Origin of the sequence: Clostridium sp. CX1 (assembly GCF_025398335.1) — a bacterium.
GTDB classification, from domain to species: domain Bacteria; phylum Bacillota; class Clostridia; order Clostridiales; family Clostridiaceae; genus Clostridium_AM; species Clostridium_AM tanneri.
On sequence record NZ_JAODOO010000016.1, the window covers coordinates 83,218 to 97,815 of the forward strand.

10 protein-coding genes and 1 other annotated feature are annotated in these 14,598 nt (G+C 33.6%); of the genes, 2 read left to right on the top strand and 8 right to left on the bottom strand.

The genetic code is table 11. From position 1 onward, the window contains the following. Positions 1–54: 54 nt before the first annotated feature. The 5 genes from pflB to N4T77_RS16140 all read right to left on the bottom strand — a co-directional run bounded on the left by pflB (position 55) and on the right by N4T77_RS16140 (position 8,595). On the bottom strand, positions 55–2,298 hold the full coding sequence (gene pflB / locus N4T77_RS16120; protein ID WP_261672867.1) for a formate C-acetyltransferase: 2,244 nt from the start codon (positions 2,296–2,298) through the stop codon (positions 55–57). Between the two features lie 417 nt (positions 2,299–2,715). Next, on the bottom strand, positions 2,716–3,966 hold the full coding sequence (locus N4T77_RS16125; RefSeq protein WP_261672868.1) for a cysteine desulfurase-like protein: 1,251 nt from the start codon (positions 3,964–3,966) through the stop codon (positions 2,716–2,718). A gap of 112 nt (positions 3,967–4,078) precedes the next feature. Next, complete coding sequence (locus N4T77_RS16130; RefSeq protein ID WP_261672869.1) at positions 4,079–5,326, bottom strand: S8 family peptidase; 1,248 nt, start codon at positions 5,324–5,326, stop codon at positions 4,079–4,081. Positions 5,327–5,624: 298 nt separating this feature from the next. Then, a complete protein-coding gene (locus N4T77_RS16135; RefSeq protein ID WP_261672870.1) occupies positions 5,625–8,063 on the bottom strand; it encodes a heavy metal translocating P-type ATPase in 2,439 nt (812 codons plus the stop codon). 124 nt (positions 8,064–8,187) lie between these two features. Then, on the bottom strand, positions 8,188–8,595 hold the full coding sequence (locus tag N4T77_RS16140) for a metalloregulator ArsR/SmtB family transcription factor (RefSeq protein ID WP_261672871.1): 408 nt from the start codon (positions 8,593–8,595) through the stop codon (positions 8,188–8,190). 186 nt (positions 8,596–8,781) lie between these two features. Continuing rightward, positions 8,782–8,838: a sequence feature (sodium ion sensor (DUF1646 type); this cis-regulatory element may regulate processes involved in with the transportation of sodium ions), on the top strand. A 138-nt stretch (positions 8,839–8,976) separates the two neighbouring features. Between N4T77_RS16140 and nhaA the strand changes: the two genes are divergently transcribed. Next, entirely contained in the window at positions 8,977–10,176 is a 1,200-nt protein-coding gene (nhaA, locus tag N4T77_RS16145; RefSeq protein ID WP_261672877.1) for a Na+/H+ antiporter NhaA, read from the top strand. A gap of 380 nt (positions 10,177–10,556) precedes the next feature. Here the strand turns inward: nhaA and N4T77_RS16150 are convergent, their stop codons facing one another. From N4T77_RS16150 to N4T77_RS16160, 3 genes are all read right to left on the bottom strand, one after another. After that, positions 10,557–11,048 carry a DUF6803 family protein gene (locus tag N4T77_RS16150; RefSeq protein WP_261672872.1) on the bottom strand — a complete coding sequence of 164 codons (492 nt, stop codon included), beginning with the start codon at positions 11,046–11,048 and terminating at the stop codon, positions 10,557–10,559. Between the two features lie 108 nt (positions 11,049–11,156). Continuing rightward, the gene (locus N4T77_RS16155; protein WP_261672873.1) at positions 11,157–11,357 is read right to left on the bottom strand and encodes an alpha/beta-type small acid-soluble spore protein; all 201 of its coding nucleotides are present in this window, start codon (positions 11,355–11,357) and stop codon (positions 11,157–11,159) included. A 136-nt stretch (positions 11,358–11,493) separates the two neighbouring features. Further along, positions 11,494–12,534: an NlpC/P60 family protein gene (locus N4T77_RS16160; RefSeq protein ID WP_261672874.1), complete on the bottom strand. Its 1,041-nt coding sequence runs from the start codon at positions 12,532–12,534 to the stop codon at positions 11,494–11,496. A gap of 166 nt (positions 12,535–12,700) precedes the next feature. Between N4T77_RS16160 and N4T77_RS16165 the strand changes: the two genes are divergently transcribed. After that, the gene (locus N4T77_RS16165; protein WP_261672875.1) at positions 12,701–14,482 is read left to right on the top strand and encodes a sulfite exporter TauE/SafE family protein; all 1,782 of its coding nucleotides are present in this window, start codon (positions 12,701–12,703) and stop codon (positions 14,480–14,482) included. Positions 14,483–14,598: the final 116 nt, after the last annotated feature.

Consider the following 14,598-nt stretch of genomic DNA (forward strand, 5'->3'; position numbering starts at 1 on the left):
CAACGGGCCCATCCATGATGTTATATAATTATAGGGGATACTACAATATACTAACTACATTGTTCCATGGAATGTTCTGCTTATAACTTCTCTTTGCTGTTCTTTAGTTAGTCTGTTAAAGTGAACAGCATATCCTGAAACTCTTATTGTTAAAGTTGGATATTTTTCTGGATGCTCCATAGCATCTTCTAATGTTTCTCTTCTAAGAACATTAACATTTAAATGGAAAGCAGCTTGTCCAAAATATCCATCCATCATATTTACAAGGTTATTTATTCTACTTTCTTCATCTTTTCCAAGAGCATCTGGTATTATGGAGAATGTGTTTGAAACTCCATCTTGGCAGTACTCTCTGTAAGGTATTTTAGCTACTGAGTTAAGTGATGCTAAGGCTCCATTCTCATCTCTTCCGTGCATAGGGTTAGCTCCTGGAGCAAAAGCTTCTCCTGCTTTTCTTCCATCTGGAGTTGATCCAGTTTTCTTACCATATACTACGTTAGATGTTATTGTAAGAACAGAAAGTGAATGTTCTGCATCTCTATAAGTTTTATGCTTCTTAAGTTCAGTAGAGAATTTCTTTGTAACCTCTACAGCTAGGTCATCTACTCTATCATCATCATTTCCAAACTTAGGGAAATCTCCTTCTATGTTAAAGTCAACAGCTATTCCCTCTTCGTTTCTTACAGGTGTAACCTTAGCATACTTTATAGCACTTAGTGAGTCTGCTGCAACAGATAATCCTGCTATACCAAATGCCATAAATCTCTTGATATCTGTGTCATGTAAAGCCATTTGTCCTGCTTCATAAGCATATTTATCATGCATATAGTGAATTGTATTCATTGTATCTACATATAACTCAGCTACGTATTCCATAACTTTGTTGTAGTTTTTCATTACCTTATCAAAATCTAGAACTTCATCAGTTATTCTATCTATTCCAGGTACAACTTGGATTAAGCTGCCATCTTTAGCCTTTTTCTTCTCGTCAACTCCACCATTTATAGCATAAAGTAATGCTTTAGCAAGGTTTGTTCTTGCGCCGAAGAACTGCATTCTCTTACCAACTTCCATAGCAGATACACAGCAAGCTATAGCATAATCATCTCCATATATTGGTCTCATTATATCATCATTTTCGTACTGAATAGCATCAGTTTTTATAGACATTTCTGCACAGTACTTCTTGAAGTTAGCTGGTAACTTTTCTGACCATAGTACCGTCATGTTTGGTTCTGGTGCTGGTGTTAAATTAGTTAAAGTGTGTAGGAATCTAAAAGCTGTTTTAGTAACAAGCGGCTTTCCATTTACTCCTACTCCTCCAATTGATTCTGTTATCCAGTTAGGATCTCCTGCAAATAGGTCGTTATATTCTGGAGTTCTTAAATGTCTTACCATTCTTAACTTTATAACAAATTGGTCAATTATTTCTTGAGCTTCTTCTTCTGAAATAATTCCACTTTCAAGGTCTCTCTCGATAAATATATCTAGGAAAGTAGTATTTCTTCCAAGAGACATTGCAGCTCCATTATTTTCCTTAACTGCAGCTAAATATCCAAAGTATAAGAATTGAACTGCTTCTCTAGCATTTTCAGCTGGGCTTGATATATCAAATCCGTATGACGCAGCCATTTCCTTTAATTCTACCATAGCACGGATTTGCATATTCACTTCTTCTCTAAGTCTTATAATTTCTTCTGATGAACCTTTTAATTCTTTTAAATCTTTTTTCTTTTGAGCTATTAAGAAGTCTATTCCATAAAGAGCTATTCTTCTATAGTCGCCTATTATTCTTCCTCTTCCATAAGCGTCTGGAAGTCCTGTAAGTAGTCCTACTGTTCTTGCCTTTCTTGTTTCTTCTGTATAAGCATCAAAAACTCCTTCGTTGTGAGTTTTTCTGTACTTTTTAAAATTCTTATTTAACTCTTCATCCATCTTAAATCCATAAGCTTCAAGAGATTGTTCTACCATTCTCATTCCACCATATGGGTTCATTATTCTCTTTAAAGGGGCGTCTGTTTGAAAACCAACTATTACTTCATTTTCTCTATCAAGGTATCCTGGCTCGAAACTGTTTATACCAGAAAACCTACTAGTTTCAACATCCATAACACCTTTTTTAATTTCTTCTATTATAAGCGTTTCTGCCTGCTCCCAAACCTTCTTAGTTTTTTCTGTAGGAGATGCTAAAAAACTTTTGTCTCCTTCATATACTTTATAGTTCTTTTGTATAAAGTCTCTAACATTTATTTCTTCTGTCCATTTACCTTCATTAAAACCCATCCATTGTTTTATCATCTGCATTCACTCCTTAATTCTATAAATGAATTATCCCTATTTTAATTCCTTCATTTATACTTTAATCAATTACGACTTTTTCTTATCTTATGAGTCTATTATATACTATTTTGAAATCTGTATCAATAGTTTTTTTGTTTATTTTTAAGATTTTATAATGCAATTCACCACAGTTCGATAAGCTGTATTACTTTTTATAATCTTCTGTATTAGTCTGAATTTTTCTATTCTATCTCTTTAAATTTGTCCCCATTATATGACATTAATTCTTTTATTATATTTAATTTTACATATTTCATTACAAACTATTAAAAAATAATACTTATTTCAAAAAATAAATTATCCACGTAATATTCTTTTAGCAAAATAAGAACCCATTTCCTAACGTCTTTTAAGAAATGGGTTCTTATTAGTGTTTTACTGCAGTTGACTAACTAATGTTCTTACTGCATTAATAAATAAATCTACTTCCTCTTCACTGTTATAAGGCGCAATTCCTACCCTAATCCAACCTTCTGTTTTATTTACATTAAGCTTTTCGGCTAAGGTAGTTGCATAAAAATGCCCATCTCCAGCAAATATAGAATATTCTTCTGACATTATTCTGCATACTTCCTTTGAAGACATCCCGTCTATTGTAAAGGCAATAGTGGGAGTTTTTCCAGCCCACTCAGGGGCCTGGTATAAAGTTACTCTTTCTAATTTACTTAATCTTTTTCTAATCTTACTAGCTAATCTATTCTCGTAATCTTCTATTTTTTTAAAGCCTGATATTATTTTTTCTCTCCGTGTTTCTCCTGTGCCAAGAGATGCTATAAATTCAATAGCTGGCTTTATGCCGGCTATTCCTTCATGACTTTGAGTACCAGTTTCTAATTTATCGGGAATATAAGATGGAGCTGGTTCTAACTTATAGGAGTTTAAGCTTCTGAATAGATTTTCTTTAATTACTGCTATACCTATATGTGGTCCAAAGAATTTATAAGCTGAACATAGTAAAATATCTGCTCCTAACTCATCACGATTAATTGAAAAATGGGGTGCGGCATGAACAGCATCCACTACTACAATAGCGTTAACTGCTCTTGCACGAGATGATACTATTTGAACTTCATTTATTGTGCCTACAGCATTGGAAGCAAGTCCTATGGCTATAAGACGAGTTTTATCCGTTATAATAGAACCAAGAGTAGTAAAATCTAAAGTAAGAGTATCCTTATTTACTTTTAACCAATTTACTATCATTCCTTTTTCCTTTGCAATAGCTAACCAAGGATCTACATTTGCTCTATGATCTGACTCACAAAGAACTATCTCATCTCCTTTTCGCCAATTGCGCCCAAGAGCCCTAGAAATTGAAAACTCTAAACTTGTAGCATTTGCTCCAAAGGCCACTTCCTTTGACTTTGCTCCAAACATATCTGCAATTGCTTCCTTTGCTTCTCTTATTAATTCTTCTGTTTCTCTACTAGTTGGGAACTGACCATGAAGATTTGCACTACCACTAGACATATAGTTTGATATTGCTTGAATTGAAGTGTCAACTACCTGTGAACCTCCAGGTCCGTCTAAATAAACAGCCAGTTTACCATTATAGATTCTTCTTAAAGCCGGAAACTGTTTGCGTATTTCGCTTACAGGAAAAGTATAGGAATGACTTACAAGCATTGTTTCGTATGCCTCCTTTGAATAGCTTTGATTGAGAGCATCTTAATTAGTACTTTGAGTACTATATCATTATGATTTTTTTTCAATGAACATTCCAACTTTCTAAAACTTTTTAAAAATTGGATTTCACCTTATTTACAGCTTTATAAGCATTGACTAAGCCATGACCAGACTGTAAATCTTCCCCTGTTGTTAATATATCTGTTGTAGTACTATTTAAAACCTCAGCAATTTCATCCGGTGTCAAATTAGGGTTTTGTGCTTTAACTAATGCAGAGATTCCAGATACTATAGGTGCAGCCATACTGGTACCATCCCAAACTGCATACCCATTAGGTACAGTACTTATTATTTTAACTCCCGGTGCAGCAGCATCAATTGACGTTCCATAATTAGAAAAACTAGCTTTTTTATACTGTTGACTTATAGCAGATACTGTATAAACATCTTTATCATCTCCAGCAGGAGTGTATAAATCAGCATCTGAATTGTCATTACCTGCAGCAACTACAATAAATACTCCTTTTTCTTTGGCATATGCTATAGCACTTTCAATAACCCTGCTTTCACCTTCAGTACCAAAGCTTAGGTTTATAATATCTGCACCGTTATCTGCAGCATATTTAATTCCTTTAGCAACCACATCTGCCTCTCCTTCTCCCTGTGCATCTAGGACCTTTATAGGTATAATCTTTACATCCAATGCTCCTACTATCCCTGTTATACCTTCATTATTATTGGCCTCTGCTGCAATAATTCCAGATACATGAGTTCCATGTCCATTATCATCCATTACATTTTTGTTATTATCAATAAAATTATACCCCAAATCCGTAAGAACTCTATTCTTTAAATCATTATGAGTATAATCAACTCCTGTGTCTACTACTGCAACTTTAATTTGTCGCTGTTGGTTAATTAAAGCCCATGACTTATTTGCCTCTGTTAAAGTCACAGCCCATTCATACTTATATCCCGGATCATTTACAGCGGAATCAGTGTTTAAAGCTATATCGGTAATGCCAGAATTTTTATTTACAGGAGTCCTTTTTATCGGCTCAACTATTCCTACTGGATTTTGTCCTTGTACTCTCCTAATTTCCCTACCTCTTAACTGTCTTTTCATATCTTGTTTATTATTATATCGCCCTGATGCATCTATATAATTTTTACCACTAGGCAAATCTTTTTTTATATTTCCTGTATTAACACCACTATGATAGAAAGCCTGTACAGTTTTATTTATGTTTGTATTATTTATACCATTGCTATTTAGTGCTTCAGGTTGCCAAGTTAGAAAATTGCCTCCAACTATTAAAACCGCCAGTGATACTAACGCTAAAACCTTCCTAGATACCATAAATATTCTCCCTTCAATAAATGATAACTCCAAATTATAGTGATAAGTATTTAAATTTTCCTCAGCTAAACTTATTTTCTAATTATATCACCCCATTGTGTATGTTCTGTTACAAAAATGCTCTTTTACAAAAATTTAATGTGATATTTTCCAACTGATAAATTTAAAGCTTATTACAGAAAAAAGTCTCTACGGAATTTTGCGCTTCCATAGAGACTTCTTTGACTCTGTTTTATTTAATCTATTTTTCCCTTTAATTTTCTGTATTTATTAATGATTTAATTTACACTTGTAATTTTTAGGCCTTATCTATCTTCATTGCTCTCATTGCATTTAGCACTGCTATCAATGCCACTCCTACATCTCCGAATACGGCTTCCCACATAGTAGCCACACCTAAAGCTCCTAAAACTAGTATTATAGCCTTAACTCCCAATGCAAATATTATATTCTGCCATACTATGCTTTTTGTCCTCTTAGCTATTTTAATTGCAGTAGCTATTTTAGAAGGCTCATCTGTCATAATTACTACATCTGCCGCTTCTATAGCCGCATCAGAACCTATTCCTCCCATAGCTATTCCTATATCCGCCCTTGCAAGTACAGGAGCGTCATTAATTCCATCTCCTACAAATATCAGCTTACTCTTAGAGGATTTTTCTCTATCTAGTTTTTCTAATTTCTCAACCTTTTGATCTGGTAAAAGTTCTGAATACACTTCGTCAAGACCTAAGCCGCTAGCTATCTTCTCTGCGGCAATCTTATTGTCGCCAGTAAGCATTACAGTCTTCTTAACTCCAACAGCTCTTAAAGCTTCTATTGCCCTTGCTGAATCTTCCTTTAATTCATCAGAGATAAGTATATAACCTGCATATTGTCTATCCACAGCCAGATAAACTACTGTTCCTACTACTTCTGTAGTATCATATGAAATTCCTTGACTCTTCATTAACCTTGAATTTCCTGCTAATATTTCTTTTCCTTTTAATCTTACTTTCACTCCTTGGCCTGAAATTTCATTATAACCTTGAACTTCCTCTTTTTTCACTCTTTTACCATAAGCGTTTAATATAGATGTTGCAATAGGGTGACTTGAGTAACTTTCTGCATATGCCGCATATTCTAGTAACTCTTCTCTTGTAACATTTCTCTTAGGCTTTATTTCTGTAACTTTAAATACTCCCTTTGTTAAAGTACCAGTTTTGTCGAATATTACTGTCTCTACATTATTAAGAGCTTCCAAGTAGTTTCCACCTTTTACAAGAATACCATTTTTAGATGCTCCACCTATTCCTCCAAAGAACCCAAGAGGAATCGAAACAACTAAAGCACAAGGGCAGGAAACCACTAGAAAAACTAATGCTCTATACAACCATTCTGAAAAGGTTGCTCCAGTTATAAATAATGGTGGTAAGAAAGCTAAAGCTGCTGCAAGTATTACAACTGCTGGTGTATAATATCTTGCGAATTTAGTTATGAAACTCTCCGTTGGTGCTTTTTTACTACTTGCGTTTTGTACTAAGTCTAGTATTTTAGCTACTGTTGACTCCCCAAACTCTTTAGTTATTTTAATAGTTAAAAGTCCATTCTTATTTATAAAACCGCCTAGCACATTATCTCCAGATTGAACTTCTCTAGGAAGAGACTCACCGGTTAAGGCTGATGTATCAAGCATAGAGCTTCCTTCAACTACCTTACCATCCAAGGGAATCTTCTCACCAGGCTTTACCAAAATAAAATCTCCCACCTTAACTTCTTCTGGTGCTACCCTTTTTATACTCTGTCCAACTTTCACATTTGCAAAGTCTGGTCTAATATTCATCAGTTCAGATATAGATTTTCTAGATCGATCCACTGCTAAGTCCTGGAAAAACTCGCCTATTTGATAAAACATCATAACCGCTACAGCTTCTGGAAATTGTTTAATTGCAAAGGCTCCTATGGTCGCTATACACATTAAGAAATTCTCATCAAAAATTTGCCCTCTACCTATATTTTTGATTGCCTTTATTAATACCTCTCCTCCTATTAATAAATAACTTACCAAGTATAGGGTAAACTCTATCCAAAAGGAAAAGTTTAAAACTGTAGCTATTCCGAAGGCAGCAGCGCCTAATGCAAATTTTACAAAATCGTCTTTGTCCACACCTCCATGTTCATGAGTATGCTGATGACTTTCTAAGCTTTTAGTTTTACCCTGCTCCTCTATGATCACTTTTACATCTGGCTCTATTCTATTTACAATCTTTGTTACTTCATGAAAAATTTCATCTCTTCTATTAGTATCTATTATATCTATAATTAACTTTTTAGATACGAAGTCTACTGTGGATGCTTGTACACCAAGTATCTTTTCCGTTTCTCTTTCAATTTTAGCTGCACAATTTGCACAACACAATCCTTCTAATATTAATACTGTCTTAACGCTCTTGTCTGTTACTTTTTCTCTAACCACTACATCCGGTTCTATTTTATTTATGATACTTTTTGCTGCTGCTATAAATTCGTCCACCTTGTTTATTTCTTCTAATTCTACCGCTAAAGTTTTTGTAATAAAGTTCATAGAGGCACTGGCTACCCCATTTAACTGTCCAACTTTCTGCTCAATTTTAGATGCACAGTTTGCACAGCATAACCCCTCTAATATTAATTCTTTTTTGAGCTTTCCCGGTTTCTTTTTAACTACTGTTATAAGATTTCCACCAGTCACTCCCTTTTCTTTAACATTAGTATCCATATTATTTCCCCCTTAAAATATTAAATTTAATAGTCTGAGGTTACTTTTAAATTTCAATGAATATTACACTTGATCCTAATTCATTATTTTTAGATTAACATATATTGGATAAAATGCAAATTTATTATTTTTCGCTTATATGAACTAATCCCTGATCAAATATTTGCTTAACATGTTCATCATCTAAAGAGTAATAAACAATCTTACCTTCTCTTCTATACTTTACAAGTCTTGATTGCTTTAGAATTCTAAGTTGGTGAGATATAGCAGATTGAGTCATATTGAATAATGCCGCAATATCACATACACACATTTCCGCATTAAGTAAAGCATATAAAATCTTAACTCTAGTAGGTTCACCTAAAACTTTAAACAACTCTGATAAACTGTAGAGAGTTTCTTCCTTAGGTATATTACTTCTTACCTCTTGCACTATATCTTCATGTATTACATTACAATTGCAAACATCTATATTATTTTCAAAAATAATCACCTTTATCACCTTTTTCTTTATATTTGAACATATATTCATATGTTTAAGTATAGTATACCATTTATGTTATATCTGTCAACTAGATTTACCATATTTGCTTAATAATATTATATTAAGATATAGGGTTTTTGTGACTCCTTATAAAGATATTTTATATTAATAAATATTGACATCTGCATTATTTAAAGATATAATTTTTACTACAAAACAAAAAGAATACTTATCGGTTGGGCAAATTTAAAAATTTGCTTTCAAGCAGTTCGGTTTCTAGGGAGGGAAACTCTTTTATGAGTTTTCCTTCTTTTTATTTTTTGCATTTATGCTACTAAACAAAAAAGATTAACAATTTAAAGTTATACAGATAATAATATTATTATCTGTGATTAGACTATTAGTTAGATAACATAAAGGAGTGATTAAATTATGGTAAAACTTGCACGTAAAATTCTTGCCCCTTTTAGAGAATTTTTCAAACATGAATCTACTAGCGGTATTGTACTTATGATTTGCGCCATTATAGCAATAATTGCTGCAAACTCTCCCATAGCATCTACTTATAACAATATACTGCATAGCTATGTAACCATTGGATATGGTAAGTACTCCTTATCAATGTCAGTTCTTCATTGGATAAATGATGGGCTAATGGCTGTGTTTTTCTTTGTCATTGGCATGGAAATTAAAAGAGAAGTCCTAGTTGGTGAACTTAAGGATATTAAAAAAACCATACTTCCTGTAGCTGCTGCCTTTAGTGGAATGATTATCCCTGCATTAATTTATATAGTGTTTAACTATAACCAAGAAACTATTGCTGGTTGGGGTACACCTATGGCCACTGATATAGCCTTTGCCTTAGGCATACTTTCGTTAGTAGGAAGGAAAAAAGCACCTAAAGGCCTTGCTGTTTTCTTAACTGCCTTAGCTATAGTAGATGACCTTGGTGCTATTTTGGTAATTGCTATATTCTATACTAACCAAATTTCTTGGATAGCCCTTATAATTGCTTTGGCAATACTAATAATTCTTATACTGGCAAATAAATTCAAAGTCAACTCCGTCCCTGTATTTCTAACTTTAGGCCTTATTATGTGGGTTAGCTTTTTAAAGTCCGGTATACATGCAACTTTCGCTGGAGTTTTACTTGGAATGACAATACCATCTGGAAGAGATATTCGTACATTCAAAAAATCAATGTTGTATAAACTAGAACATCTTTTAGAGCCTTGGTCTGCATTTTTAATAATGCCTATATTTGCATTAGCTAACTCAGGGGTAACCATTCAAATCAACAGCTTTACTGAACAGTTTTTAACCCCTGTCAGTCTTGGGATTTTCCTAGGTCTTTTCTTAGGAAAACAATTAGGTATTTTTATAACCTCTTATTTATTAGTTAAATTTCAAATCTCTAAGCTACCTTCAAAAGTAACCTTTAAACATCTTTACGGTGCCAGCTTACTTAGCGGTATTGGGTTCACAATGTCATTATTTATTGCATCACTATCCTTTACTGAGGGGCCTTTATTGTCTACTGCTAAGATTAGTATAATATCCGCATCTGTTGTATCGGCACTAGCAGGATTTTTAGTTTTAAAATCCATTAAGACTGAGGCTAAAACTTAAAGCTAGGCCATTGTCCTAAATACTAAAAGTTTGGGTGCACTGAACACCGGTGTGACCGATAGAGGTATACTGCTTGAAAGCCCTCATTTCAGGAAGAAGGTCTAATGCTGGCTCAACTTTGAAAATGAACTCAAACTCAATACTTTCTTCGAAAGCCGAGTTTTCGTTAACATTTTCAAAATCACCAGCATAAGACCTTCTAACCTCATTCGAAGCTTTCTACGCAGTATACCCCTACCTACACACCTGTTTTTAGTGCACCCAAAAGTTTTATAACGCTAGGGCTTATCGCCCTATAATATAAGGATATTTTTATTTAGATAAAAAGGAAAGTTATAGTAAGAATTAAAACTTAGTAACCTGTGTGTCGCATAATAATGCTACATATCCATTTTCATATTTGACATATCATTTATAATTGAAGGATCTACCATACCAAAAATCATTGCAATATGTGCAACAACTAAGAAACCACCTACTAAAATAAAATGAATTTTCATTTTTTCATTGTCAGTCTTTTTTCTAAATATAATACCTAGCTCCATTAATGCAATTGGAAGTAGGAATAAAACTCCACTTAAATAAAAACCAACAGCTACCACATCTACCCAGGTATGCCAACCACCAGTTTGGGTTAAAGGAATAACTGCATTAAACAATAGATAAATAAAAATTCCTGTAAAATAAAAACCATCAAAAATTCCAACTACTTTATTCAGCGTCCTTAGGCCACCACTTTTAGTTCTGTTAAAAATAATAAAAAATTCAGTTATGGTAAGTGTTTCTGCCATTATAACAGGTATAGCCATAAATATTATTAAGTTCCAAGGCTGATTCTCTGCTAGAAGGGACATATAATGTGTCATATTCAATGTTATTACCTCCTCTTTTTCTTTGAGAAGATAATATCACTTTCTTATGAAGAAAATATGAAGAAAAAAATCAGGTAGTAAATGACCTACCTGATTTTTTTCTTCATATTATTTTAAACCTTGCTCATAAGCTTCAACCATTTTTTTAACCATGTTTCCACCTACTGATCCAGCCTCTCTTGCTGTAAGATCTCCATTATAGCCTTCTTTTAAATCTACTCCTACTTCTCTAGCTGATTCCATTTTAAATTGATTTAATCCTGCCTTTGCTTCTGGTACTAATACTCTATTACTATTTCTGCTTGCCATAATGTTATTCCTCCTTAGCTTTTCTTTAATTTAAATTTCCTTTGTAATGACAGTTTGTGCATTTATAAGATTATTAACCTATTAAATTAAATGAAAAAAAACCACCCTTTACTAAAGATGGTTTTTTTATATATTATTAATTAACTCTTCTTGCAGTTAAATAATCTCTTCTATTAAGTGGTGATATTTTTACTACATCTCCTGTCTGAGGAGCATGAATGTAGGCACCGTTTCCTAGGTAAATACCTACATGAGTAGGGTTTCCGCTTGTCCCAAAAAACACTAAGTCTCCTGCCTGAAGCTGGTCTCTTGATACAGCTGCCCCATGATTTATTTGATCGTAAGTTGTTCTGCCTGTAGATACACCAAAGTGTCCATAAACATACTGAACAAATCCTGAACAATCAAAGCCAGGATTAGGAGAAGTTCCACCCCATACATAAGGTGTTCCTAAAAAATTGGAAGCATAGGCTATTACATTGTTACTGCTAGTTGATGCTGCACCTCTTGATAAATTTACTTTAGGTGCTGCTTTCCTTATATCCTGAACCTGTTTTGATGCACTATTAACTACAGCCTGGTCTGCTGAAGCTAATAGCCTTTGTTGTTGTCTTGCTTGGGCAACTAAAGCCTTTTGCTTTTCTTTATCTTCATTAAGTTTAGATAATTTTTTTTCGTTATCTGATTTTAAAGATACTAACCTTTTATTTTCTGCAGTTAGCTTGTCCTTTTTATTTTTAATATCACTCTGCTTTACCTTATAATCTTCTACTACTTTTTTATCAAAGCTGATAACTCTTTTCATCATATCAACTCTTGAAATAAAATCTCCAATACCTTCTGAATCCAATACTAAATTTATATATCCACTAGAACCATTTATGTACATTGCTCTCATTCTACTATTAAATATACCTTGTTGCTTTTTTATATTATCTTCCGCAGTTTTTATTTCTTTTTCTGCAGTCTTTATATCATTTCCTGTTTTAGCTATCTGTTTTTTATTATCCTCTAAATTATGTAACACGCTTTCTATTTGATTGTCTAGCTTTTCAATATTTATCTCTAAATTCTCAACCTGAGACTGAGAATTGCTTCTAGGCGCTGCAAAAACTGCACCATTAACTGTAAAAACCGTCGCCAGTGCTAATAAGAAAACTTTTACTGTTCTGTTCACTGCTACCACTCCTATTCAATCACATATACTATATAAAATATCATTAATTTCTAATAATGTAAAGTTTCAATTTAAAATTTACACTTTTATCTTCATAAATTCTACATAAAAATGTTGTATACTTCTAAATAATAACTGAAGCTATTATTGATTAAGAGGTGGATTTATGACTTTAAAAAAAATAAAGATAAAAGTATATGATATGACCTGTTCATCTTGTGAAAAGACTATTGAAGGAAAGCTTTTAAAGCAAGTTGGAGTTTTAAAGGTAAAAGCAGATTATGTTAAACAATTTGTAGCTATTGAGTTCGATTCGGATTTGTGCAGCTTAAATGAGCTAAAAACTATTATAAATAATGCAGGGTACTCTACTGAAAAATCTGGAAGCTTTCATCTAGCTGGAATATTTGTAATCGCAGCAGCTATTATTCTACTTGGTTCTTCAACTTCTGGAATTGATATGAGCAGTATGCTAAATGGTGCTACCTACTTTGTTCTGTTTACAGTGGGAATCCTGACATCTATTCACTGTGTAGGTATGTGCGGTGGAATAATGCTCTCTCAAAGTTTATCATATAAAGACACTAGTAAGCTGGAAGCAATAAAACCAACATTATTATATAACCTAGGAAGAGTAATCTCTTATACTATTTTAGGAGGCATAGTTGGTGCCCTAGGTTCTGTTTTATCTCTTTCTTTAAGAACTCAATCAGCACTTCAAATTTTTGCAGGGATATTTATGATCATAATGGGGCTTAATATGGCTGGCTTTTCCTTGTTTAGGAAGCTTCAAGTAAAACTTCCTTGGTCTTTTTGTAAGGTTAAAAACAAACCAAAAGCCCCTTTTGTAGTAGGTATTTTAAATGGCTTTATGCCCTGCGGCCCCCTGCAAACTATGCAGCTTTATGCTTTAGGCACAGGTAGTGCATTAAAAGGCGCCTTATCAATGTTTATATTCGCTCTTGGAACAGTGCCTTTAATGATGACTTTTGGTGCAATTTCGGGACTGCTAAGCAAAGGGTATACAAAGAAAATTTTAAAATTCAGCGGAATTCTTGTGGTGGTTCTCGGGCTTATAATGGGAAGAAGAGGCCTGGCACTAGCCGGTGTAAACCTCCCTACAATAGGCTCACTTATGCCACAAAGGGCTGTAGGATCTTCTGGTGCAAATGTAGCTAAAGCTACATTAAAAGATGGTGTTCAAATTATAAATATGACTGCAGACAGCAACGGATATATTCCTAATGCTTTTTATGTCCAAAAAGGTATTCCAGTTAAATGGATAATTGATGGTAAGCAAATTACATCCTGTAATAACGAAATTGTTGTTCCTTCTCAAAATATAAGAAAAAAACTAAAAAGTGGAGAAAATATAATAGAATTTACACCAACAGCTGATGATATTACCTTTAGCTGCTGGATGGGAATGATAAGAGGAGTTATTAAAGTAACAGATAACTTAGATTCGGTGGATACATCCAAAACAGATTCTTCCCTGCCTCCTGCAGGAAGCAGCGGCTGCTGTGGAGGAGGCGCTGCTGTACCTCAACAGGACAGTATTTACGGTGATTTAAGTAAAGTTCCTACTGAGATAGTAGTTAACAAAGCTTTGGTAGTTGGTAATAATCAAAGCACTACAATTAAAGGAGTTGGTTACGAACTAAAGCCTCTCATCGTTGTTGTAGATAAGGACAAAAAGACTAAGCTAACCTTTGACTTAACTTCCTTTGATAACGCTGAAGGAAGATTTGATTTGGTATCTGCTGAAACCGGTGATGTACTAACATATTTTGAAGGAAAAAAAGGAGTTGTGGACCTAGAGATAACTTTCGATAAACTAGGTGGCTATGGGATAGTTAAAGATGAAACTATTCTTGGTGTTATCGAAGTTGTAGAGGATGTAAAAAAAGCTGATCTTGAGGAAATAAGAAAAAAATACATTGAATAGCTGGATATAACTAAATAAAAGGGGCTGTCGCATTAGCATAAAAAAATATGCTAACGCGGCAGCGTTTTTTTGTATTCCATGGAAATTTTAGTGATATTTCAAACCCAAATAAGCCC

Excerpts from the sequence above, each read along its gene's own strand:
- pflB (WP_261672867.1), bottom strand. The coding sequence starts at position 2,298 with ATGATAAAACAATGGATGGGTTTTAATGAAGGTAAATGGACAGAAGAA.
- N4T77_RS16125 (WP_261672868.1), bottom strand. The coding sequence starts at position 3,966 with ATGCTTGTAAGTCATTCCTATACTTTTCCTGTAAGCGAAATACGCAAA.
- N4T77_RS16130 (WP_261672869.1), bottom strand. The coding sequence starts at position 5,326 with ATGGTATCTAGGAAGGTTTTAGCGTTAGTATCACTGGCGGTTTTAATA.
- N4T77_RS16135 (WP_261672870.1), bottom strand. The coding sequence starts at position 8,063 with ATGGATACTAATGTTAAAGAAAAGGGAGTGACTGGTGGAAATCTTATA.
- N4T77_RS16140 (WP_261672871.1), bottom strand. The coding sequence starts at position 8,595 with ATGAATATATGTTCAAATATAAAGAAAAAGGTGATAAAGGTGATTATT.
- N4T77_RS16155 (WP_261672873.1), bottom strand. The coding sequence starts at position 11,357 with ATGGCAAGCAGAAATAGTAATAGAGTATTAGTACCAGAAGCAAAGGCA.
- N4T77_RS16165 (WP_261672875.1), top strand. The coding sequence starts at position 12,701 with ATGACTTTAAAAAAAATAAAGATAAAAGTATATGATATGACCTGTTCA.